Annotated in this window: 22 protein-coding genes; 12 read left to right on the top strand and 10 right to left on the bottom strand. The window is 59.7% G+C overall.

Annotation, left to right across the window (positions count from 1 at the left end; all coding sequences use genetic code 11):
• Positions 1–16 precede the first annotated feature (16 nt).
• Together M0D67_RS22780 and M0D67_RS22775 are read right to left on the bottom strand one after the other, a co-directional pair.
• Positions 17–853 carry a fused MFS/spermidine synthase gene (locus tag M0D67_RS22780; protein WP_266239733.1) on the bottom strand — a complete coding sequence of 279 codons (837 nt, stop codon included), beginning with the start codon at positions 851–853 and terminating at the stop codon, positions 17–19.
• A 69-nt stretch (positions 854–922) separates the two neighbouring features.
• A complete protein-coding gene (locus M0D67_RS22775) occupies positions 923–1,312 on the bottom strand; it encodes a CZB domain-containing protein (RefSeq protein ID WP_266239732.1) in 390 nt (129 codons plus the stop codon).
• A 397-nt stretch (positions 1,313–1,709) separates the two neighbouring features.
• On the opposite strand from M0D67_RS22775, the gene M0D67_RS22770 reads away from it, so the two are divergent.
• The 7 genes from M0D67_RS22770 (at position 1,710) to M0D67_RS22740 (ending at position 5,645) form a co-directional block, all read left to right on the top strand.
• Positions 1,710–2,471, top strand: coding sequence for a YoaK family protein (locus M0D67_RS22770; protein WP_266239731.1), 762 nt, complete (start codon positions 1,710–1,712; stop codon positions 2,469–2,471).
• Positions 2,472–2,831: 360 nt separating this feature from the next.
• Complete coding sequence (locus M0D67_RS22765) at positions 2,832–3,278, top strand: hypothetical protein (RefSeq protein ID WP_174825274.1); 447 nt, start codon at positions 2,832–2,834, stop codon at positions 3,276–3,278.
• Positions 3,279–3,342: 64 nt separating this feature from the next.
• Positions 3,343–3,594 (top strand): HPr family phosphocarrier protein, encoded by a 252-nt coding sequence (locus M0D67_RS22760; protein ID WP_323138170.1) that lies wholly within the window; start codon positions 3,343–3,345, stop codon positions 3,592–3,594.
• A 70-nt stretch (positions 3,595–3,664) separates the two neighbouring features.
• The gene (locus M0D67_RS22755) at positions 3,665–4,432 is read left to right on the top strand and encodes a fused MFS/spermidine synthase (RefSeq protein ID WP_266239730.1); all 768 of its coding nucleotides are present in this window, start codon (positions 3,665–3,667) and stop codon (positions 4,430–4,432) included.
• A gap of 81 nt (positions 4,433–4,513) precedes the next feature.
• The gene (locus M0D67_RS22750) at positions 4,514–4,741 is read left to right on the top strand and encodes a hypothetical protein (protein ID WP_266239729.1); all 228 of its coding nucleotides are present in this window, start codon (positions 4,514–4,516) and stop codon (positions 4,739–4,741) included.
• Positions 4,742–4,912: 171 nt separating this feature from the next.
• Complete coding sequence (locus tag M0D67_RS22745) at positions 4,913–5,110, top strand: ribbon-helix-helix protein, CopG family (protein WP_011493367.1); 198 nt, start codon at positions 4,913–4,915, stop codon at positions 5,108–5,110.
• 130 nt (positions 5,111–5,240) lie between these two features.
• Entirely contained in the window at positions 5,241–5,645 is a 405-nt protein-coding gene (locus tag M0D67_RS22740) for a hypothetical protein (RefSeq protein WP_266239728.1), read from the top strand.
• 174 nt (positions 5,646–5,819) lie between these two features.
• Here M0D67_RS22740 and M0D67_RS22735 read toward each other — a convergent pair whose 3' ends face one another.
• Positions 5,820–6,635 carry a fused MFS/spermidine synthase gene (locus M0D67_RS22735; RefSeq protein ID WP_266239727.1) on the bottom strand — a complete coding sequence of 272 codons (816 nt, stop codon included), beginning with the start codon at positions 6,633–6,635 and terminating at the stop codon, positions 5,820–5,822.
• Between the two features lie 1,048 nt (positions 6,636–7,683).
• Between M0D67_RS22735 and rpoD the strand changes: the two genes are divergently transcribed.
• The 5 genes from rpoD to M0D67_RS22710 all read left to right on the top strand — a co-directional run bounded on the left by rpoD (position 7,684) and on the right by M0D67_RS22710 (position 12,674).
• Positions 7,684–9,600 (top strand): RNA polymerase sigma factor RpoD, encoded by a 1,917-nt coding sequence (rpoD, locus tag M0D67_RS22730; RefSeq protein ID WP_266239751.1) that lies wholly within the window; start codon positions 7,684–7,686, stop codon positions 9,598–9,600.
• A gap of 216 nt (positions 9,601–9,816) precedes the next feature.
• Complete coding sequence (gene fabZ, locus M0D67_RS22725; RefSeq protein ID WP_266239726.1) at positions 9,817–10,272, top strand: 3-hydroxyacyl-ACP dehydratase FabZ; 456 nt, start codon at positions 9,817–9,819, stop codon at positions 10,270–10,272.
• A 139-nt stretch (positions 10,273–10,411) separates the two neighbouring features.
• The gene (locus M0D67_RS22720; RefSeq protein WP_266239725.1) at positions 10,412–11,449 is read left to right on the top strand and encodes an isocitrate/isopropylmalate dehydrogenase family protein; all 1,038 of its coding nucleotides are present in this window, start codon (positions 10,412–10,414) and stop codon (positions 11,447–11,449) included.
• Between the two features lie 172 nt (positions 11,450–11,621).
• The gene (locus tag M0D67_RS22715) at positions 11,622–11,795 is read left to right on the top strand and encodes a hypothetical protein (protein WP_266239724.1); all 174 of its coding nucleotides are present in this window, start codon (positions 11,622–11,624) and stop codon (positions 11,793–11,795) included.
• Positions 11,796–12,404: 609 nt separating this feature from the next.
• Positions 12,405–12,674: a DUF1488 family protein gene (locus tag M0D67_RS22710; protein WP_266239722.1), complete on the top strand. Its 270-nt coding sequence runs from the start codon at positions 12,405–12,407 to the stop codon at positions 12,672–12,674.
• Between the two features lie 514 nt (positions 12,675–13,188).
• Here M0D67_RS22710 and M0D67_RS22705 read toward each other — a convergent pair.
• The 7 genes from M0D67_RS22705 to M0D67_RS22675 all read right to left on the bottom strand — a co-directional run bounded on the left by M0D67_RS22705 (position 13,189) and on the right by M0D67_RS22675 (position 22,705).
• A complete protein-coding gene (locus tag M0D67_RS22705; protein ID WP_266239721.1) occupies positions 13,189–13,692 on the bottom strand; it encodes a hypothetical protein in 504 nt (167 codons plus the stop codon).
• Positions 13,693–13,768: 76 nt separating this feature from the next.
• Positions 13,769–14,257 (bottom strand): hypothetical protein, encoded by a 489-nt coding sequence (locus M0D67_RS22700; RefSeq protein WP_062643618.1) that lies wholly within the window; start codon positions 14,255–14,257, stop codon positions 13,769–13,771.
• Complete coding sequence (locus M0D67_RS22695; RefSeq protein ID WP_266239720.1) at positions 14,250–16,574, bottom strand: hypothetical protein; 2,325 nt, start codon at positions 16,572–16,574, stop codon at positions 14,250–14,252. Before M0D67_RS22695 ends, M0D67_RS22700 begins: the two co-directional genes overlap by 8 nt.
• A complete protein-coding gene (locus tag M0D67_RS22690) occupies positions 16,571–18,124 on the bottom strand; it encodes a site-specific integrase (protein ID WP_266239719.1) in 1,554 nt (517 codons plus the stop codon). Before M0D67_RS22690 ends, M0D67_RS22695 begins: the two co-directional genes overlap by 4 nt.
• Before the next feature lies 1 nt (position 18,125).
• A complete protein-coding gene (locus M0D67_RS22685) occupies positions 18,126–19,349 on the bottom strand; it encodes a site-specific integrase (protein WP_266239718.1) in 1,224 nt (407 codons plus the stop codon).
• A gap of 1,013 nt (positions 19,350–20,362) precedes the next feature.
• Positions 20,363–22,270 carry an AAA family ATPase gene (locus M0D67_RS22680; protein ID WP_266239717.1) on the bottom strand — a complete coding sequence of 636 codons (1,908 nt, stop codon included), beginning with the start codon at positions 22,268–22,270 and terminating at the stop codon, positions 20,363–20,365.
• A 72-nt stretch (positions 22,271–22,342) separates the two neighbouring features.
• Complete coding sequence (locus M0D67_RS22675) at positions 22,343–22,705, bottom strand: hypothetical protein (RefSeq protein WP_266239716.1); 363 nt, start codon at positions 22,703–22,705, stop codon at positions 22,343–22,345.
• Between the last annotated feature and the right edge of the window lie 50 nt (positions 22,706–22,755).

The following is a 22,755-nucleotide window of genomic DNA, read 5'->3' as shown; positions in this document are numbered from 1 at the left end:
GTTGTCTCCGGTGCCGTCAGACGTCCTGTTCGACGGTCAGTGTGTTGGACGAAGGGCATCCCGGAACGGGCTCTGTCCGGTGGTGACGTTCCATTTTTTTGACATACCGGTACAGGTCGAGCCCCATCGATTTCGTGATGGCTTCAGCGCGGGCATAGAGGTCGAGCCATCCCGGGACGGTCTCCTGCTTGATGCCGATGGCAATGGTGTTGCCTTCGCCTCGTGCCATGGTGCGAAACAGCTTTCCATCACACGCGCGACGTAGCCGGTCGAGGTGGGTAGCGAGCCGCGGATCGTTGTTCAGCAGGTTGGCCACCAGCACCCCTTCGCTGCGCAGCGCGGTATGACAGGCGTCGTAGAAGGACTGGCTCGACAGGCTGGCAGGCAGGCCGAATGCGTCGAAGCCGTCGAGCAGGATCACATCCGCGACGCCAATCCTGTCCGAGAGATACTCCGCTGCGTCGGCGTGCACGATCCGGAATCGCTCCGATTCAGGCGGAATGGCAAACCATTCGCGTAACGCGATCACTCTCCCGTCGATTTCGACGGTGGTCACGCGGGTAGATGGGAACTTGTGAAAGCAGTATTTGGACAGCGATCCTCCGCCCAGACCCACGATCAGGATGTCCCGGGGATCAGGGCGAAAGAGCTGGAAGGACATCATGGCCCGCGTGTACGACAGATCGAGCTCGAGCGGCGCACTCTTGCGCATTGAGCTTTGTATGCCGAAAGCGTCGAAACACAGCGACCGCGTGCGCAATCCCTCGCGTACTACGGGTTTGCCAAAGGTCTTCCCCCAATGCTCCGCGAGAGCATGCCTGAGCTGATTGTTGTGATCGGCTGACAATCCCATGTTTTCCTGAAGTTACAGATCAGTTACCGTTAGCTGGAGTCATGCAGCGACCGATGAGTCGCGGTAGCCTTAATGTATCCGTCCGTGCGGTGCCGCCCCGGTTACCAGGCGATTTTCGAAACGCGACACTGCATGAGCGAGCATACGCGCCGCGTTTTCGAACAGGGCGTCCGGTTCGAGCATGACGGCTGCTTCAGCGAGACGCCCTTGCGTGATGGATATGGCGATCACCAGCGCGATGGTATGGAAGCTCGCGTGCGCCAGCTTCAGTTGCTGAAGCTCGGGAGCGTCCTCCCACCGCACGCCATCTTCATGAATCCAGCGTCCGAGCGCGCAGCAACGTTCGTTGGCGAACGCGGATGTGACGAGTCCCACGCGCTCGTGCATCCCCCCGAGCATCCCGTTACGCAACGCGACGCCAGCTAACCGATGCTCTTCAAGCGTGTTGTCAAACGGCATGGCACTTCTCCTTAATGCGGCGCACCAGGCGGCCGCCATTCTGCAGGTTGCCTGGCTTTGTCCCCCCGCTACCACGAACCGCGTCATCCCTGCGTCGCTGCCGACGTGTATGCAACTGCAGCATCACTGCGCGTTGCTCCCCTGGGAGGGGAGCTTTCGTCAGCGACATAAAGTTACCAGTTGATGATAATTACGTTATCATCCTAGCAGCTTTATTGATCCGGTTCCACACGTGATGACCCGTCGACAGGCGCGGAGTACGTGTCGTATTCGTTCGGGGCATCGGGAATGCGGGCGTTCATCCTGCTCGTGGAATTTCAGGCAGCCAGCTTGCTGCGCCGGTCCTTGTCTGCGCCGAAGCGCGGTTGGGACGCGCGAACACACGAGTCAATACCTGATGCCAGCACACTATTTCCGGACCCTGACGGGAAGGGATCGCAGCACCGAGGCCAACAGGCAGCTTGGTTTCTCGCTTGCGTTCGTGGCTGGCGCTACTAACGCCGGCGGCTTCCTGGCGGTGAAGCAGTACACGTCCCATATGAGCGGCGTAGTGTCCTCGATTGCCGACCAGGTGGCGCTGGGCGACCTCTCACTGGTTCTGGCCGGCGCCGGATCGCTGATTTCGTTCCTGCTGGGCGCCGCCTGTTCCGCCGTGCTCGTCAACTGGGGGCGACGCCGGCGCCTCCACAGCCAGTACGCGTCGCCGTTGCTGATCGAGGCTGTCCTGCTTCTCTGTTTCGGGCTGCTCGGTAGCCATCTGGCGCTGTGGGATACGCTGTTCGTACCAGCGACGGTTATGCTCCTGTGCTTCATCATGGGTCTGCAGAACGCCATGATCACCAAACTGTCCGGTGCAGAAATCCGTACCACCCACATGACCGGAATCGTGACGGACATCGGCATCGAACTGGGCAAGCTCTTTTACTGGAATTCCGCGAGGACCGATTCCGGCGCACCCTTCGTACTGGCGAATCGGGCGAGGCTGAAAGTTCACGGGACGATGCTGGCCATGTTCGCCGTCGGTGGCTTTACCGGTGCGATGGGATTCAAGCACATCGGCTACGCCTCGACGGTACCGCTTGCGGGCGTGCTGATTGTGCTGGCCATCGTGCCCCTCGTTGACGACCTGCGCGCGCGGGTCTATCGACTCGACCGCTAGGCGCCGGGCACAGGTCGCGAGACGGGTTCCGGGTCAGCGCCGGTTACGTTATCGGCGCCTTTGCGGTGGCTGCCGCTCCCCGATCCCGGCAGTGCAGGGTGCACCCGCCCGTTCAGGAGCCACGTCGACCCTCGATGCGGAAACGCTCTCGAAGCACACGTACGTGCGCATCGAAGAACCGGCGAACAGCCTGGTTCTTTCCTCGGAATGGACGTCCCTAAATCATGATAATGCTATTATCATTGACTTATCCTGAAATGCTAATAATATAGCAGGCTTGGGCAGGAATCTTGTTGGTCACGTTGCAGGCCGGGCTTGCGCGAAACGAGGTGTATGCCTGCGCGCGGCAGGGAGGTCGACGTGATTGATGCAAGTGTTCCGCTGCTGTCCCACGACTACACGCACCTGTATCTGCGGGACGTGATGGGTCGTCGCGGACTGATCGTCGTCGGCGTGGGCCGGGCGGGCGAACGCGGATTCCAGATGCTTTACCGTTTTTCGGATATCTGCGACCGCCTGGAAGAATGCGGGGTCAACGTCATTTTTGTCTATCAGAAGGAATCAGCCCGCCATGTCCTGGATGCGACCTCACTGCTCGGGGCTCGCTACAGGCAGAAGCCATTTCTGCTTCTGGACGACGATGGTCAGTTTTTTGTCGGGCCGCCACACCCAAGGTCGCTTCGCACCGCCTACCTCGACCGGGAAATGAGGCGGCTCGACACGGCCGAAATCGCTTTGGGGAATGAAAAGTGGGACCCGCTGCTGCGGGCTTTCTTTGCCCGGGTCATGGCAGGTTTGATGCACTGAACGCGCACGGTGGGTGCGGGCTTGAGTTACGGTTTATGCATAGGGGAGAGGATTGGTCGAGGCATTGGTTCAGGTGGGCGACCCGTGGGGTTTGAACGGACACGGGTCAGCGAGGCTTGCCGTTCACGCATCCCGGTTCGCGAGCGACATCATCTGCATGGCGAACGGCCGGTCCGTCAATGCCAAGGATGTCATGTCGGTGATGTCCCTGCGGGCAAAGCCAGGCACGCAGTTGCACATCCTGGCAACCGGTCCTGATGAGACCGCAGCGCTTGAATCGCTCTCGGCCATGCTGCATACGCAGGAATCCTCTTGACGGACCGCTGCAAGGGGGTGTGGCCCACGCCCGCCGATTGCCCCTGCATCGGAATCTTTTGATCACGCACATGAAAAGAAAGAGGAAAGCGAACAGGCCGGTGGTCATAGAGAATGACCAGGTCGTTTCACTGTACTTTGATGCGCGCGGGGTGCAGAGCACCATGTTGCGACGCGATCCGTACGCCCTTGCGCTGGGCTATACGCGCACCATGATGGGCTTCCTGCTGTTCCAGCCGTTCCCGCGGCGCATTTCGATGATTGGTCTGGGTGGCGGCTCGCTGGCGAAATACTGCTATCGTCATTTGCCCGACACTGTGATATCCGTCGTCGAAATCGATCCCCAGGTGATCGCGCTGCGAGACCGGTTCCATGTGCCGCGGGACAGTGAGCGCTTCAGGGTGGTTTGCGCCGACGGGGCGCAGTACGTCACGGTTCCGGATCACCGGCCCGACGTGCTGCTGGTCGATGGGTTCAACGCCGATGGCCTGCCCGCAGAACTGGGTAGCAGGACGTTTTATGAAGCCTGTCGCCGCCGGTTGAGCGATGACGGCGTCCTGGTGGCCAATCTGGTGACCGACGAACCGGACTTCCACCGCTACCTGCGCTCGCTCAGGGCAGTCTTCGCGAACGCGGTGACGCTGGCGCCGTCCGAAGGCAGTGAACACAACGTCACTGTTTTTGCGTGGACAGGAGAGGATGAGCTTCCGTCTTTCGCAGCGATGCTCGACCGGGCGCGCGCACTCGGACCCACGCATACGGTGAATCTCCATGCGACGGCCACGCGCATCGAGTACGGCAAAAAATTTAACTGGCATCGATATGAGCAAACGTGCTGAGCGGATGCGTCTGTCGCTGGTGGATAGCAACCCCTGCACATTCGCGACCTGTTTGAGCAGGCGCATTCCCGAGGATGGAAGATGACAGCGGAAAGCAACAACGACTGCAGCACCTTGACCCATGCAGCCATCTGGGCGCTTGAGCGTCTCGCCCAGCAGCGATACGGCCGCGATGCACCCACATTAAACTGGTCGGTCGCTCAGGAACTGCGTAACGCCGGGTTGGTATCCGTCCCCGCGAATGGGCGAGGCGGTGTGTCGATTACCCGGGCTGGACAGGATTTTCTGCGTGCCAGGGCGGAGATTTAGCGCACCGTCGCCGCGCGTTGTACGCTGTTGGCTTTCCAGCCGTTGAATGGCTGGTCGTCGGCTGCGCATGGGGGAATCGCCGGCCACCGTGTGATTCTGGCGCCACGAAGATGACATCGGGCCACACGATGTATTATAATTTAATTAACATAATTGGACTTCGCCCCCGTCATGGAAACGAAAAGCGCTCGACTCACGATTCTGATCGATCCTGTGAAGAAGGAAGCGTTCGAAAAGCTGTGCGCGGCGCAGGACCTGACGCCCTCCCAGGTCGTGCGGCAATTGATCCGCGACTACCTCGATCAGCATGGCGTCAGCTACCGGACCAAAAGCGCAATTGGCGCGCGTCCGCGCCGGAAAACCGCCTGAGGTACGCCTGCGCCAGATCAGCGATGTGTTCCCGAGCAGGCATCGCGCTGGCCCCTGGTTCCACAGCACCACAGGTCTCCTGGGCAGGCTACTTCACCACGCATCGGCAAGATAGCACGATGCACGTAACGTGGCGATGTCCGACCGCCGCGGACGCAACAATATGACAGGTCGGAGGATGCACCGGCTTGAGACGAACGCCGAGTTGCTGTGCTTTCTCACGCTATCCGAGATATTTGCCTTCCGTACTACCGGAGCGTGGCTGCAGCCCGATCACCTTGTTGAGAGCACGAGGATCTGGCTGCGTCGCCACGATCATCATGCCGGCTGGCGCCTGCGGGTTGAATTGAGTCGAATGGCGGCGGATCTCGCGCAACAACTTGTGAAGGCGGGCGACATCGTGCGCGGCCAACTGGACGTATCCTGGTACTTCACCCGCGACATGCAGATCAACTTCGCATCACCGCGGGTGATCGTCGTCTACGCCCGATGCGTGGCGACCCTGAGCAGGGGCACTAGCGGCGGTGCGGCATAGCCCTGGCATTCAACACACCGATGTTGCCTTGCCCATCCCGGTTCCCGGCACCTTGAATGTCATATCTCCCAGGGGCCTTTGCATGCGGTGCCTGTATCGACCGTCGCGCGTGGCTGCATTTTAGTGGGTGTGTCAAGCAGCGCTTCCGTTGCGGTCGCACGGATCAGGCGTCTGTCAGCCGGTCAGCTTCTGTCTGAATGCCCAGTCCGAAGCGAGCCCCACGCCTTGCTTCAAACGGCGCGCGGCCCCGCGCAGGTTCAGCGGATGTGTCGCGGCCAGGGCGCCTGCACGCGCGAGGAGCTTATCCCGGGAGGGAAGGCCCGGCGCGCCTTTCCAGGCGAACAGCGTGTAGTTGCAACTGTCCTCGGCCATGAAAATGGAAAGCGACTCACCGAACACTGAACGCGCCTCTTCCAGGTAGTATGGAATATGCGGATCATCGACGACGAAATTTGCGACCAGCACACCACCGTCGGCAAGCCGCGCGTCGCAAGCCGAGTAAAAGGCAGCGTTGCCCAGTTGTGCGGGCATGCCGTGAGCCAGAAAACCATCCACCAGAATCACGTCTGGGCGCGCATCGTTGCTGCTGACGTATTCCGCCCCGTCCGCGCAGATTACTTCGAGTCGCTCATCATCGGGCGGAATGTGAAATGTGTCGCGCAACGCGATCACCGCGGGATCGATCTCGATGGCCACTATCCTTGTATCCGGAAGATGCCGGTAGCAGTACTTGGCCAGCGATCCACCGCCTAAACCGATCATAGAAATTCTGGTGGGCACTGGCTGCAGCAGCAGGAATCCCATCATGGTCCGGGTGTAGCCGAGCGCCAGCCTGTCAGGGTCACGCCGGGACATGAAACTCTGCGTGGCCAGCAGATCGAAATGCAGCGAAAGCGCGTGCTCGGTTTCCAGCACCACCGGCGCACCGTCTGCGGATGGCCCGGCAAGAAACTTCATATAGGCGTCGAACGACGCGTAAGAGTGATCCATGGCGTGGTCTACACGAGGTTACTGTTCGGTTCTTCGGTTCGCCCACCGCGTGCGATGACCGCTGCATCTTCGGGTTGACTGGCGGCCCGTATTTTCCCTCTGGTTCCAGTCCGTGCAGAAATGAACGTCCTGCCCCCCGGGGGTCATTAACCTGCGACGGGACGACTAGCTCCCTTCCGGCATAAACGTGTGCACAGGCAGGCGGTGGATGATGATAATGATATTATCATGGCATACGCTCCTCGTATGCCTGACGTCCAGGCGCGTCGAGGTCACGGTGTTGATCGATCCAGCGAACAAGGCGACTTTTGAGACTCATCCACATCAATGCCTGCATGAAGTTGCCTGGCTCGTTCGCAGTCGGACACGCGCATGCGGGAAGACGATGCCGGGACGGATACGGGAATAAATCCGGAAGCCCGCGTCCTATAGTGCAGCAGTCGGCGGAAAAGGCCTTTGCGACATGTCGAAGGCGCACGTGGCGGCCAAGCCAGATTTGGCGGCACCACGCGCGTGCCTGTCGCGGCCCGGCAAGGCTGAACCACCGACTGGATCAAGGGAAAGCTCAGATGAATTCAGCTCCACGCAACTACGGCCTTGGGCGTCTGCGCCTGCATCACGGTACGGTCAGTCCTGATGGTCACCAGGCGCATCGCGACGTCATGGCTGCAGGCATCACCCGATGGCAGAACCGTCGTGCTCGTCGAGATCGAGGAGCGGTACAGCGATCATCATGCGACGGGTCCCGAACAGGAGGTCCGGTATGAAATTTCGGTATCTGAACTTGTCCAGCTGATCGGGGCGCATGGTGCGCGCCTCTGAGATGGTTCATCACCTCGCGAAGGCTACCGCACGTGCCGCGAGCTAACCCGGGCGTCATATTCAAAGGAGCGACCGCGTGACGAAGAATGCAGTGAAGAAGCAGACACTGGACGTGGTGCCGGACAACATCAACGTGAATAATGGACCTGCCAGTATTGCAGCCACGGGTCGTCCACGCACGGCCGATGCGGCCGGAACCGTTCCACCGCGGACCGGTTTACGCCGGATGAACGCAAACGCACTTGTGTACGACACCGGTGCCGCGCTTCCGGATGAGTCCGCTGGAGAAAACGACGGCCGTTCGGGCCTGCGCGCGCTGATCAAGCTCGGAAATGAGCGCGGTTTCGTCATTCGTAGGGAAATCAGCGATTGCCTGCCTGAGCGCCTGGCGCAACCTGATGCGATCGAAAACGTGATCAGAGCCTTCAGCGACATGGGCATCGCCGTATTCGAGCAGGCACCGGACGTCGAGTCCATGGTGATGCACGATCATGCGGTCGCGGGTTCGTCTGATGAGCAGGTCGAGGAAGAGGCCGTGGCGGCCATCTCGAGCGTGGACGCCGAGTTTGGCCGCACCACCGATCCCGTGCGCATGTACATGCGCGAGATGGGTGCCACTGAACTCCTCACCCGCCAGGGGGAGATAGCACTTGCGCAGCGCATCGAAGAGGGCCGCAACGACATGATTCGAGTCATCTCTTCGTGTCCGACAACGATTGCGGAGATACTGGCGATCGCTGACGCTGTTGCCAGCGGTGAAACGGCTATTGAAGAGTTCGTCGATGGGATGATCGACCCCGCTGCAGTGGAAATGGATGACATTGTTGCCGTCGCGGAGGAAAGCGTCGACGGCGATCCGGTCTTCGACGAGAACCAGGGAGCCGAAGATGACGACGGTGCAGAAGCCGCGTCGACCAATCTGCAGAGCGAAACTCTGAAGCGTGATGCGCTGGCGAAGCTGACTACGGTAGCCGACTGGTTCGAGCAATTGCGGGATGCGTACGAAACGGAGGGTTACGGATCGGGGCGTTATCGCGCCGCACAGGCAGCGATCGAGACCGAACTGATGACGATCCGCTTTACGGCGCGCACGATTGAGCGTCTGACCAGCGCGTTGCGGGTATCCGCTGACGGGGTCCGGACCATCGAGCGCGAAATCGCGCGGATCGCGGTTGACAGGTGTGGTGTGCCTCGTGAGATGTTTGTCGCGCATTTCCGGGGCAACGAGACCAACCCGGCGTGGCAGCAACAACTCCTCACAGCAGGGCACCCGTTCAGCGGCGTGCTGGAGCGAAACCTTCCTGCGATCCAGCTGGAACAGGAAAAGCTGCTTGCTTTGCAAAAGCGGGTCGTGCTGCCGCTCGATGACTTCAGGGAGGTCTGTCGCGCAATGACTGCAAGTGAAGCGAAAACGCTGCGCGCGAAAGGCGAAATGATCGAAGCGAACCTTCGACTGGTGATTTCGATCGCGAAGCGGTACGTGAACCGCGGCCTGCTGTTTCTCGATCTGATACAGGAAGGCAATATCGGCCTGATGCGGGCTGTTGACAAGTTTGAATACCGTCGTGGCTACAAGTTCTCCACCTATGCGACCTGGTGGATCCGGCAGGGCATCAGCCGGTCGGTCGCGGATCAGGCGCGCACCATCCGGGTCCCGGTTCACATGATCGAGTCGATCAACAAACTGAAACGGATCTCGCGCCAGATCCTGCAGGAGACCGGCCGGGAACCCGACGCCGCCGTGCTGGCGGAGCGAATGGCGATGCAGGAAAACAAGGTTCGGGCCATGCTGCGGATCGTCAGGGAGCCGGTTTCCCTGGATGCGTCCGTTGGGGAAAACGACGACACGTCCGTTGGCGACCTGATCGAGGATCCAGCAGCCATTTTGCCCGACGATGCCGCGCTCCACGCCAGCATGCGCGATGCCGTCAGCGAGGCGCTCACAACGTTGACGCCGCGTGAAGGGAAGATTCTGCGTCTGCGTTTCGGCATTGAGAGCGGCAGGGATCACACACTGGAAGAACTCGGACAACAGTTTGAGGTGACGCGTGAGCGAATCCGCCAGATTGAAGCCAAGGCGCTGCGCAAGCTGCGGCACCCGGCCCGGTCCGGGCGATTGAAGTCGTTCATGGACGAGGAGTAGAAACCAGGGGCGACAGGCGTCCCTACAGTGTGCTTTGTATGCAGGCGGAGCCTCATGGGGACTACGAGTGGCGATCGACGGCTGGCGACGAAGCATCGCTGCGTCGCAGCTGCAAGTCAACCGGGGCACGCCGGTGGAGGGCATTGGGCCCGCCCATCCACGGAAACCGGCATCGATAGGCATCACCACGCAATGAACGACTTGCGACGAAATACCATGAGCACCGACAAGATCAATCTCGACATTCACAGGATCCTGACGCAGCTGCCACATCGTTATCCGTTCCTGCTTGTCGATCGGGTCCTCGAACTCGAACCGCACAAGCGCATCAAGGCGCTGAAGAACGTGTCCATCAACGAGCCGTACTTCACGGGTCACTTCCCGAAACGCCCTGTGATGCCGGGCGTGCTGGTCCTCGAAGCGCTGGCGCAGGCAGCGGCGTTGCTAACCTTCTCGGAAGAGTCGCACGATCCGGCCAGCACGCAATATCTTTTCGTTGGTATCGACGATGCGCGCTTCAAGCGGGTGGTCGAGCCGGGTGACCAACTCATCCTGACGGTCTCGTTCCAGCGCCACATGCGTGGCATCTGGAAGTTCACGGCGCGCGCTGAAGTGGAGGACGCGGTTGCAGCACAAGCCACTCTTATGTGCACGGTCAGACATGCGGATTGACCTCGCCTGATTCATGCGTACTACGATAGTGAAATACTGATTCTGGTTCATGCCCGGGACTCACTCCGTCGCATCAGTTGTGACGACCATCATCGCCAATCCTGGCGGCCCGCCACCATCTAGATCTGGAAGAAAAGTCATGGAAAGTTCGACGAGACAACAAATTCCCGCAACGCTGATCCCCGGCGACGGAATTGGGCCGGAAGTGGTTGACGCCACGGCTCACATTCTTGACGCCTTAGGGGCACCATTCGTTTGGGACGTGCAGCATGCCGGGGTCGCCGGGGTCACCCACAGTGGCGACCCGCTACCAGTCGCGACACTCGATAGTGTTCGCAGGAACAGGCTTGCCCTCAAAGGTCCATTGACGACTCCGATCGGTGAGGGATTCCGTTCTTCCAACGTTCGGCTTCGGGAAGAATTTCAGCTTTTTGCCAACGTCAGGCCCGTACGTACCATCGTGCCCGGTCGCTACGACAAGATCGACCTCGTGCTCGTACGCGAGAACCTGGGCGGGTTCTATGTTGCACATGAGTACTATGTGCCTGTCGGCAACGACCCGAAAGCGGTTGCGGTCGCGACAGGCGTCAACACACGCGATGCCTGCACGCGAATCACCAGATTCGCTTTTGAATACGCCTTGAAGCATGGACGAAAGAAGATCACCGTTGTCCATAAAGCCAACATCCTGAAGGCACTCACCGGTTTGTTCCTGGAGGCCGCGAGAGACGTGGCGCGGGAGTACGCAGGCCGTGTGGAAATGAATGACATGATCGTCGACGCGTGTGCCATGCAACTGGTGATGAACCCGTGGCAGTTCGATATGCTGCTGTGTACCAATCTGTTCGGGGATATTCTCTCGGACCAGTTAGCGGGTCTTGTCGGCGGACTTGGCATGGCTCCCGGTGCGAACTACGGCAATGACACTGCGATATTTGAAGCTGTGCATGGATCGGCGCCGGACATCGCCGGTAAGGGCGTAGCCAATCCCATCTCCTTGTTACTTGCGTCAGGGTTGATGCTTGACCATGTTGGCAAAGGTGATCTCGCCCAACGATTGCGGGCTGCAGTCACTGAAACACTGAACGCGGACCAGATCTGTACGCGCGACCTGAAAGGGGCTGCGTCAACGCGCGAGTTCGCTGATGCAGTGGTTCGTCGGATCGAGAACGCCTAGTCCAGCGGGACACGTTGAATGGTCATTGTCATCAAGACCGGATGCTCACGCGGTCACCTGCGCTTCGGCTCGCTCATAGTCGCAGTGCCATCCTGGCGCTGGCGTCCGCACTGCAGCCATGGCTTGATGAGGTGTGCATTCAGCGATTGTGTATTCGACGGAGAGAGGGGAATTGCCGCAGCCGCGCCGGTATTCGCCCGCCGATATCCTCCTTATTGTTGACGGACGCACCGGCATTTGGCTGCGCGGCTACGGCAGCCTGCCCGTCGAGCAGTTCAAGATCGCCGAAATTGCCGTTGAGATCACGCTCACGCGACTGGCGAATGGAGACTTGCGGCTGACGTAATTGGCGACTTCGAAGCGTTGCTGACCTTGTATGATGCCCAGCTTGCAAAGGCGCGGCTTCACGAGGTGCAGGATGCCGAGCGCCAGCTGAGGTGTTTTCTGGCGGAGAAGAGCGTCTCGCCGATTTCAACATCGCCTTAGTCGAGACTCTGGTGAGTCGATTTCTGCGCCGAAATATAAATAGGATTCCTGAGGTGTACATAATTAAAGTGATCGGTTTTTAGTTATCTATATAGTTAAAATAGTCCTCTGTCTGCTGAATCCCGCTCATCCTTATTGGTGTTTTCACGCTGCGGTGCCGACCCATGCGCCAGATCGTGGCTCACGTTGACTCCCGGAAAAGCTCACCATACGGAGGTGCGTTGATGTCGAATACGCAACCAACCATCTGTCCCAACTACGTACACCACAAGACACGAAACCACCTACAACCCGTGGCCGCCTGAAAAAATTAATGAGTAGGTACGTCGTGTGGCGATCAATAGCGGATACCACGTGAGGTGGAATCGTTGTCTCATTGACGATCGTCCTGCTTCCAACTTCTGGTAAATTAATTGCTGCGCGGCGCAATACAAGTCAAAGGCCGTCAATAATATCGTCGAGGTGCTTGATGGAAGTTCTTGATCGCGCGCCCGCCGTCTCGCCGGACGGACGTGATGTGGTTTTCATGCTGCTGATCCGAGGGCGCGAGGTCGAAGCCGCGGTTGCACGTGACGCACTCGAAGAACACTTCTGGCTGCCGCCGGACGCCGACGCGACACGCACACTCAAGACATTCGAAAGCGGTCGCAACCGCATCGTCGCTGTCGCACAAAGAAAGTTACTTGCGCGGCCCGACGAACCGCTGCGACTGACCGTGAACGACTTCGTGATCCGGTAACCGCCCGTTGGCTGACGGTGACTGTCGCGACGCGTCTCTGATATACAAAAAGCACCATCGTTCAAAGGTTGATTCTTGGCACCTACGGCGAGGCGTTGCGCGAGACAGGTAATAGCCAATGCCATCGTTTATTGACGCCTGAGTGATGTTTTGCAGGGAAAAACCAGCAGGAACCGTTGCGTCGCTGGCCTGGCCGTTTCTGTTGCGCAGAATCCGGCTGGGAGCCTTGAACTGCCGTCGCCGGATGCCCGAAAAGCGCAACACCTCCAAACCTACCAGTTCGGTTGAATCTTGGTATATATGGCTTGCTGTTGCGTCGGTTTTTAGTTTTTCGGATTTTCAGATTTTCTTTATATTTCAACGGGTAAGGCGGCCGAGTTATCCACAGGATATTCACTTTTTGGGGTGTAGCCTGTTGCGCGCAGGCGGCCCCGACTTTTGTTGCGGTTTGACGCAACAGGATTTCACTAAGATCGCTCTCTTGCCGCCCCGTTGTCGCGCGCCCGGCGGCCCACTAGCCGACTCGCGTCTTGGGGTTCACGCCGAGGCGCCACAGCACGTCGATATTTTTGAGATAGACGGCGACGTCTGCGCGTGATGCGTGGATGATCGAATGGTCCTGACCATCGGCGCTATCGACCTGCGCGGTCCACGGGTCCTCAAGGCACTGGCAGATGTCGTTAATGTCGTCGCGATACTGTTCCAGTCTCTCCGTTTCCCAGTTCCGCGCAACATCGGGTGCCAGAAGCACAGTCAGTACACCTTTTCTTTCTCCGATATACCGTACAGGGGGAAGCAGGCCGCCGATGTAAAGCACCATGACCGCGTCGATCACGCGATCATCGTGGTCTTCATCCCAGATAACGGCGAAGTCGAGAAACGCGCACCGCTCGATCCGGTTGAGCAACTCGTCGTGCCAGACCGGCGCACGCAGCACGGAGTAGTGGGTGCCACGGCCGAGGTTGCCAACCGGGTGTGTCTCATCGTGCAGGGTCTGGAAGAAGTGGCAATAGGACATCTGAGCTCCTTTCGGGAGGAATGCAGCTTCCGCTGCGAAGCCCGGTCATTTCGTAGCCGGGAGGATCCGGTAAGCACTAGCGTTTGATCTTCCCATCTCGCTCTGCCGGCATGGCCGAGACCGGTGTGGCCGGTATGGCGCCGAGTTCTGCCAGCTTGTTGCGGCCTTCCCGGTGATGTTCATAGAATTTCGCCCACTTGCTGAAGCCACCAAGTTCGCCGACGGCGCGCAGCATGGCAAGGTGCGAAGCGGTCAACAGTTGCACAGCGGCTTCGAGTTCTGCAATCCGGATATTGTTGTCGGCAAGCGATGCTGCGATATCTGCACCCGAGCGCCTGGCAACACGGACGCGCCAGCGCCGGTAGTCGGCCTGCCGTTGCTGATATTCAGCAAGCAGCCTGCTGCGCGACTCGCTGCGGGTGATCGACGATGCTGCCTTGATGGACGGATGCGATCGTGCAACGGCGCGCGCCGTGATGTCTTCATCCTCTGCCAGCAGCGTTTCGAGAATCTCGCGCATCTGGTCGTCGTCGCTGGACGGTGTGGTCTTGGTAGGTTCAGTCATCAAGTACGCCACGTTGCCGGGGCAGTGACAGGTCAACGCCATCCGGGAAGGGATGTTCGCCCGCTGGTATTGCAAGAAGCTTCTGTACGCCGGCCAGCCGCTTCTCTGCGTGGTCAAGCTGGTTCTGCCAGCCGATGCTCGTCGATGGTCTGGCCTTGATCGACTCGAGCGCAAGCTTGAACTTGCCCTCGAGCCGGATCAGGTTCTGCCGGTTCTCGGGCAGATCGGTGGCCGACAGGTGGCGACAGCCTGCGAAGCACTCGAGATGTTTAGGACAGGGATCGACCGTAAACGAATTGAGGCAATGCCCATACGGTGTGGCATGGAAACCGCCGGCTTCGGCACGAAGGTACTCATACGCGGTAGCATCCCCCTCTGTTGCCTGGATACGCCGGAACGCATCCACAATCGGGCCATTGGCCTTGCCACCCTTGATGAGCCTGGCAACCGTGCCGGCTTTTGCACCGAGCATGATCTCGATGTCCTGCGGGAGCTCGATCTGGTCCAGTTCCTCGGCGAGGCTGCGATGATCGTACTCGTAACTTTGTGCAACGCTGCGCCGGTTGAAGCGCTTCGAGATGATCGTGTCGGCGACGCCCAGCCGGAACAGCTCGGTGTTTTGCAGATGACGCAGCATGTGTGACTCGATCTTGAGCGCGCGGTCGTCGTCTGTTTCACCATACTTTGCGAACAGATTTGGCACGGCACCATCGTCTAGCAGGCCGTCATAGATAAATTCAGGGTCCGGGCGGCTCACCGCCATGTAACGCGTCACATCGCACAGGCCATCGTTGCGCTCCTCGGCGAGCGAACGCTTGGGCTGCACGAACAGAAGCTCCCATGGCTGGACGACACCGACCGCAAGCGGCAATGGGGTGGTGTCCGACACCTTCGTTGGCGTTTTGAGCCGGATATGCTCTTCGAGCTCTCCAACGTGCAGATGCGTCGCGTGCCATTCCATACGTTCAGGAAGGCTAACGGGAGAGCCGTTCGCGTGGCGGAAGCGCATGCCAGTCTTGCCTTCGCGCATCGCCTTGACCAGACGATTTCCGAACTGATAGATGGCCATGTTGAGCTTGAGGTCACCACTGCGGCGTCGTTCCAGCTGATAGTCATGCAACTCAACGAGTAGCGCCGGATCGAAACCGTCACGGTAGCGTTCGATGAACGGTTCCTGCTCGATATCCAGCCAGAACGGATTACCCATCAATCGCGTATAGATTTCGGTGACAGGCACGAGGCTATCGGCCGGGTACCACGGAAGCAGACGCCCCGTTTCGCATTGCAGCTTCAGCGTCGCGCGCAGCGGTTCCGTGATCCTGGCCACGTGGTCAAGCGTCCCAGTCAGCAGTGCGCGGAACATGTCGGGAACAGGCTGCGTACTTTCACGCAGGATGCGGCTGTCCGCCTCGTCGTCCTGCTGCTTTTCCGCGAAGTGCCGCACCATCAGTGACGTCGAGATGCCACCGGCTTCGCCGGCAGGCCGACCCTTTGAGTCCAGATACGTCCGCTCGCACTTCCAGTCGACCGGCAACAGGGCAGCTTCGCCCGCACGCATGCCAGTCACGATCAAGGTGCGCACGGCGGCGAACCGCAGATCGTCCATGAACGAGCGCGGCTTCTCGGTCATCACGATCCGGGCCAGTTCCCAGAACGCCCTGCGTTCGGGTAGCCGTTCGTCGCGCTTGCGCGCCTCCAGGTCCGCGCGCAACTTCTCCCGCGACCAGGTATGTTTCGCCCTGATCGCGCTTTTGCCCTTCATCCGCGAAACGGCAAGCGACGAGTACAGCGGACCCGCATCGCAGAGGTGCTGCGCGTCGAACACGACCTTGACGATGCCTGCTACCAGGTCCCCCAGTTTTCCGGTTGCCTGGACAGCCTTGCCGATCCGGATGGCAACGTGAAGGTCATCGACGGTCAGCGCCCACGGCTGCCTGTCCACACACGTTGCGATGACCCTCAGGGGCCGCGCGATGCACTGCGTCACATATCCGGTTGTGTTACGCCTGAACAGCAGCTGCTCGGCGACGGCCGCCTTGACCAGATCCTGCCATGCGTCAGACAGCGGCCGTCTGTGCAGCGGTGCCAGTCCGCGCTCGGCGCGCTCCGCATTGACGATCGCCAGTGCCTTCGCATCAGCGCCCAGGTCTCGCAGGTAATGGCTCGGCGGTGGTACGTCGCCGGCAACGATGGTAAGGTTCCAGCCAACGCCGTCGCATGCAGCGCCCGTTTCGTCGAGAGGCATGTCCCATGACAGGCCTTTGTCATGGGCCAGCGTTTTGCCCAGGTCGATGAACGCAGAGTAGTGTGAATTCATCGGGTGTCGCCTTCCAGTTCCTCGATGACCGCCTGTATGTCAGCGATCGTGCGCTGCAATTGCAGATATGCCGGCGACCGGATGTCGCCGCGAGAACTCTGGTCGAAGAAGATCACCACTTCGCGCATCTCGGCCAGCACGCGCTCATGCATCGTCTTGTCATGCAGGGGCATGAACTTCCTGCAGCCGTAGCACGACGTTATGGGGTTATACGGGCAGGCAGGCTGTCCCGAAGAACATCCACCGATACCTGCAATTGGAACGCCGTGAGGGACACCAGCGATCTGCTGGTCACCCTTGAGTTGGGTGAGCTCCTCCGGGGAGATGAACCGGTCGTGGGCAATTTTCGCCACGCGTCGGTATATATCCGACGCACCGAGCGCCCGGTTGAGCCGTTCCGCGTGGGTGGCAGAGGTCGCGTAGTACACCAGCCCCGTCTGTATATGCGAATGACCCAGAAACTCGGCCAGTTCTTCGTGGCTCGCGCCGGCGTCGACGAGTCGCTGGGCAGCCGTGTGACGAAGGTCCGTAGGCGTACCGCGATCGTTTGAGCCAATCAGCTTCCTCACGACGCTGGCAATCCGGCTTCCGGCATCCTTGGCAGATTCGACCACAAAGAAGCGGGCTGAACCGGGCGTCCTTTCGGCCTGTCGTATTGCGTACAAGGAAGCGAAGATGGGAGCCCATTCACGCTTGACCTTGCGAGTCAAAGGCCTCCTGCTGGACTCACTTTTCTGCTTGGCCATGTGGAAGGTAAGATGTACTGCTGGCATGGATTCGGATACGTCGTGCCAGATACGGACATTGCGCATTTGCAGTTTCGCGATCTGAACGGGGCGCATGCCAAACTGGTAGGCACACAGCACCATGGCTGCCTCGTCCAATGCAGAAGGTAACGCTCCCGCTGCGTTTCCGGATTCCGTGGCAACCTGATCGGCAATGCTGTCCAGGTAGCGAACAATGCACGCTTCCTCTTCGACCGAGAGAAACACGTCTCCAGATCGAACGCCTGCATGGGCGTCCCGTGCAGGCCACGGGAGCCCGCTCAGGAACTCCAGATACGATTCGGACCAGCCGTTCAACCGATGGCGACATAGCATGCGGAGAACCGTCTTGACACACGAATAGGCCGTCATAGGCAGGTCCCGCGAGCGCAGGATCATCCACTGCCGGAGAATTCCGGTTGGCGTTGCGCTCAGCACCGACGCCATCTCATCGCGACTGATATGCAAGCCACCGGTTACAGTATGAAGACCCGTGGATATGCTGAAGTCCTCGCCGAGCACAAATGCGAAGACGTGTTTCAGAAGTAACCCGTAGGTCGTTCCAAACCGGGCAAAGTCAAATGCCCCTTTCGCGCCGTCGTACACGTATTCGAAGGAACCGGAGTCTTCGGGATCGGATATTGATCTCACACAGTCATCGAAATCATCGTAGTAGCGGATGACAGGAGGCAGAATGGGCAGGGCAGCCAGTACCTTCTCAATAGGGTCGTCCTGCGCCGCGTCCAGAGAGCGAAACAGTTCGCTCGGCATCTGCGATCCGCTCATGTCAACGCCCCTTTGGAAGGGCGCGCAGGACCGCAACCCGATCATCAAAGGCGTCGTTCCAGACATTCGCAAGCCGATCCTCGAATACGGCACGGGCGTAGCGCGAAGGCATGACCGATTTACTTGACCAGCCGAAGAAGGTCCGCATTTTCTGCAGTGCCTCGTCCATTGAATCGCCTTGCTCGAGCAACTGATGAAGTCGAACGACCACACACGTGTGGCGTAGACTGTGTGGTGTTATGGATTCCTTACCAGTCCGATCCTGCAGCTCATTTAATACGTCAGACGGCAGGCAACGCGACACCTGGGCAAACGCCTTTGTCAGCGTTTCGGTGGCGAGCGGCATATTGGATTGAGCATTCAGCAGGAACGGGTGATCGGGCCGCCCGCGATAGTTTCCTACATAGGTCTCTACTATGGTGGCCGTTAGCTGACTGACGGGCACCTGACGGACGGAGTGCACGGTTTTGATCGAAGGTTTCGAATACCGAGGGTCACCATCGTCATCTTCATACTCGTTTTCCTGAACGTTGAGCCAGTATCGAGTCCTTTTCTGCTTCTGGTCGTAGGCGCTTTTCACTGCGTCCGCAGGAAGCAGCAGAACCTCGCCGCGCCGCAGCCCCTGATGCAACATCAGCACAAATGCGACGTAGACACGCCAACGCGTTTTCATGCGTAGAAACGGATTTTGCGGGCATTCCGGATCAAGCACGGCGTACAGCGCTTCGACGGTACTCGCTGGAAGCGATCGGACCGCGTCCACTGCAGCGCGCCTGCGAACGTGCAATTGGCTGTAAAGCGACGACAGCCGGTGCAATCGCTGTTCTATGTGCCTGAGCCGATCATCGGCGCTCCCGGCGCTGGAAAGCCAGGTGATGACGTCGGTTACAAACCCGAGGCCAGTCTGCCAGCGATTTTCGTCCGCACTGGTTACCGCCGGCTGATTGCGGATCGAGATGAACCACGATTCGAGAATCGCCGCCAGTGCTTCGTCGTCAAATCCACTCAGCGCATCATCAAGTGCGCCGGTGCCAATCAGGTTGTCCGCATGCTGATACAGGTTTTCAACGTACCGAAGCTTCTGCGTGAGGGTTGAACCGGCCAGCTGTGCTATCGACGTCGCCGACCAGATCGCAGCCCAGTACCGCGGCAGGCCATATTGATCGACCAACACCGGGCCACGAAGTGCTGCAGGCACAAGGTTGCTGTTGAGTTGACGAAACACGGGCCGCTCGCGACGAATACGCAACGGCCAAATTTACCATTCGCTGTGTGTCAGGTTGCTGACTCGGTGCGCTTTCATGCAACACTTTCAAACTGACCACATATGTTGCTAATTTCTTTTATGGAAAATCCGCGAACGACAGGGAACCCCCCGGTTCTCTGTGCCGTGCGGTCACCAAATGGTACAGGCTTCGACGCTGGCCATTGGACGGCATGGACCTATACCAGCAGCGACCATGGCACGGAGACCTCAACGGCCCTCGTAGCGGTTGCGGTGCGAGGAAGAGGTGGCAGGCGCAGCGGCGATAACACCCGTTGAACGAAACCGCCTCTTGACGGGAGCGGCAGATTCGGTCGGGCAGGGAGGCGTCTGCCGGCTTCTCGGCCTTATGGAAAGCGTCGCATAAGGCCGAGAACCTGCCGTCGTGTCTGAGCATCGTTGGCGGGTTAGCTGCTCGACATTGAGCGACGGGAAAATCGACGTTCAACCGGCATCGGGTTCGCCAGCCTGATCATCGCCAGACCCGCTGGGTCGAGCGCGCACGCGCCTGAGGGGCCCGGCCAGCACCGTGACGTGCTCGGGAAACGGGACCTTGCGTGGCTTCATCGCGCTTTCACGCGTTGCGAGTGCATAGGCCCGCAGGCGCGCTTGGAGTTGCTCAGATGTCTCTACCGGCGGCAGCGCCGCTCTTTTACGTCGGGTCATTGGTTAATCCCTCACCAGTTCTCGCGACTTGCTCTGCCACGATTGTGGCACACTGGCGAGGCACTCCCCATTTGTGGTCGTCACGTTAGATCGACAGCATAGCTTCCTGCATGGTCGGGCAGTTGTCATCTGTCATCTCAACTCATCGAGGGAGCGCGGGCCTTGGCTGATAGGCTCTCGGCCTGGCCGGCCTGTAATCCTGGAACTTATCACACCGGAAACGCAATGCCGATACGAATCGGTCGTGGGCAAGGAGACGCTTAGGCTGTCGGAGCTCAGTGCCCTATCGCGAGTGTGCCTCAGACGGTTCAACCAACGGAAATATCCAGTGTTGAGAGCGCTGCGCGCACATCGGCAGTCGTAATAGTTTCGATATGGTGTGCCGCAGCCTCGTCGATGAGCCGCTGCAATGCGGCGTCCGTGTCGGCAATCGAGCAGCCCTCAAGCGCCGTGATCACGCATTCCACGGTGTGCCGCGAAATTGCAAAGGTGTCTCCTACTTTGAGCTTCAGCCGGGAGCGGATATAAACCGCGAGCGACTCGCGTGACGGCACGTCAAAGCGGATCTTCTGCTCGAGGCGGCCGCCACGCAAAACCGCCGGATCCAGCGCCTCCGGATGATTGGTAGCCGCAATCACAAGTACGTCAGGCACACGGCCGTCGGCGCCGTCGATCGACGCAAGAATGCGGTTGGTCACGGCTACAGCCGCAGACATGCTTCTATTCCGGAAGACATCATCCGCTTCGTCGACGAACACGATGCACGGCCGCAGGTCCTTCGCCTGCCGGTATAGCTGGCTCCACGCGGAATGGCTGGCGAGAAGCTCGGCGCCGGTTGTCTTGAGAACCGCCCATCCGCTGGCTTTTGCGATGGCCATTGCGGCCTGCGTCTTGCCGGTGCCCGGTGGGCCGTAGAACAGTACGCCGCGGGGAAGTGCGCCGCCGAGCTGTTCCATGCGGTGAACATGGCGCAGGCGCAGCGCAAGCCGTTTAAGTTCATCACGCGAGCCCTCGGGCATGATGATTTCGTCGACCGTCTTGACGTTCTCCGGCAGGTGGCCCTTCGACCCCTGGATGCGACGCATGGCCCGCATCGCAATATCGAACGAAACGGGTTCGTTCCCGAAAAGGCCTTCGCGCCGCATGTCGGCAAGTTGAGGTCCCACGGCCATCAGACGGGCAGCACTGAACCCTTCCCAGCGGGCCGCGAGACTCTTAAGCACTGGCATGCTGAGCGCCTTCGGTCCGAACGCATGGAAGACGGTACGCGAAAGCAGCGCTTCGCGTGCTGGCGCGTCTGGCGGTGGCACCTCGATCTTGAAGTCGAAGCGACCTTCGCGCACCGCGGCCCCGTCGAGCCAGTCGAGATCGTTAGTGGCGGCGACCAGGATAATTCGGGTGCCGCGCAGACGGACGATCTCGGTGAGCATCGTGTTCGTCAGATCGCGATCCATGTGGTGGGCGTCGTGCCTTGCCTTGATGAATCCGTCCACCTCGTCAATCAGGAGGACAGCCTGACCTAGCTGGGTGGCCTGCGCAAAAGTGGCCTTCAGGCGCTCAGGTGTTTCATTGACCCACTTCGAGGCGATGTCCTGATAGGCAATCGAGAAGAAGGGGACCTGTAACTCTCCGGCGAGTGCTTCGGCAAACATGGTTTTTCCATTGCCGGGTTCGCCGGACAGGAGGATGCCGTTTCTCGCCTGAGCGGGGTTGGCAAGGATGTCGCGCGCCGCGTTGAGTAACCTGTTCTTTGTGTCAGCCATGCCGGTGATGGCGTCAAAGGCGAACCGGGCGCGCAGTACGCGGTCGTCCAGGGCGTATGCCCGCTGGGGTGCCGGTTGACCTGGTGCATCCTGTGCCCCCGAGCGTGGGACGGGCTGTTGTACGGGGCGCTGGGTGGGTTGGCCGGTCTTGCCGTACCCGCGCCCGGCACGCAATGCTATCCACAGTGCGATTCCGACGCCGAACAGACCAGCGCTCAACGCGGAATACTGACCGATCCCAAGCATAAGCATTGCGAAGGTCCCGGTGACCATCAGCCAGCGGGCGGCGCGGACAAAGTGGTGGAGCGAGAGCGTCAGACCCGTGCAGGCCAGCATAGCGAGCAACCGGTGCCTGTCATGGAGGTAAAGAACGGATCCAACGCCGGCACCCATGAGGACACCAGTGAGGATCGGAGGGAACAGACGGGCCGTGAATACGATGGCATCCTTCATGGATGACTCTCCGTACAAGCAGGTGGGTTACAGGGGCGAGACGGAACTTGGGCGTGGAAGAACCCGAAACGCCTAGCGGTACATGGGCATGATCTCGTCCTCGATCATGCTGTACAGGTCTTCGCGGATGAACTGCGCGAACCGCGCGCGTTCGAAGAAAACCGCGGTGAGGAGAAGCGCAGTGAATCCGATTGCGCAGCCCTTGATCATGTCGATTACCCCGAGGGCAAGCCCGTGCGTCAGAGCCGGACAGGCCTCCTGCAGGTCAGCAAGTCCCAGCAGGATTCCAAGGCACGAAGTACAGCTCATGAAAACCGGTGCGAAAAACATTAGTGTGGCAACGGTGTTGCAGAGCGTCCTGACCGGACGGGGGAGACACGCGTGGTCCGGGTGGATGAAGGAAAACAGTGACGGTTGCTGCTGATCGTTTTGCATGTGAAGCTCCGTGTAGGTAATGAACTGGATCCGTCGGTCCCGTCGCGACG

It is taken from the genome of Paraburkholderia sp. SECH4, assembly GCF_030511745.1.
Classification (GTDB): domain Bacteria; phylum Pseudomonadota; class Gammaproteobacteria; order Burkholderiales; family Burkholderiaceae; genus Paraburkholderia; species Paraburkholderia madseniana.
This window is presented reverse-complemented; position numbering and strand designations above follow the sequence as displayed.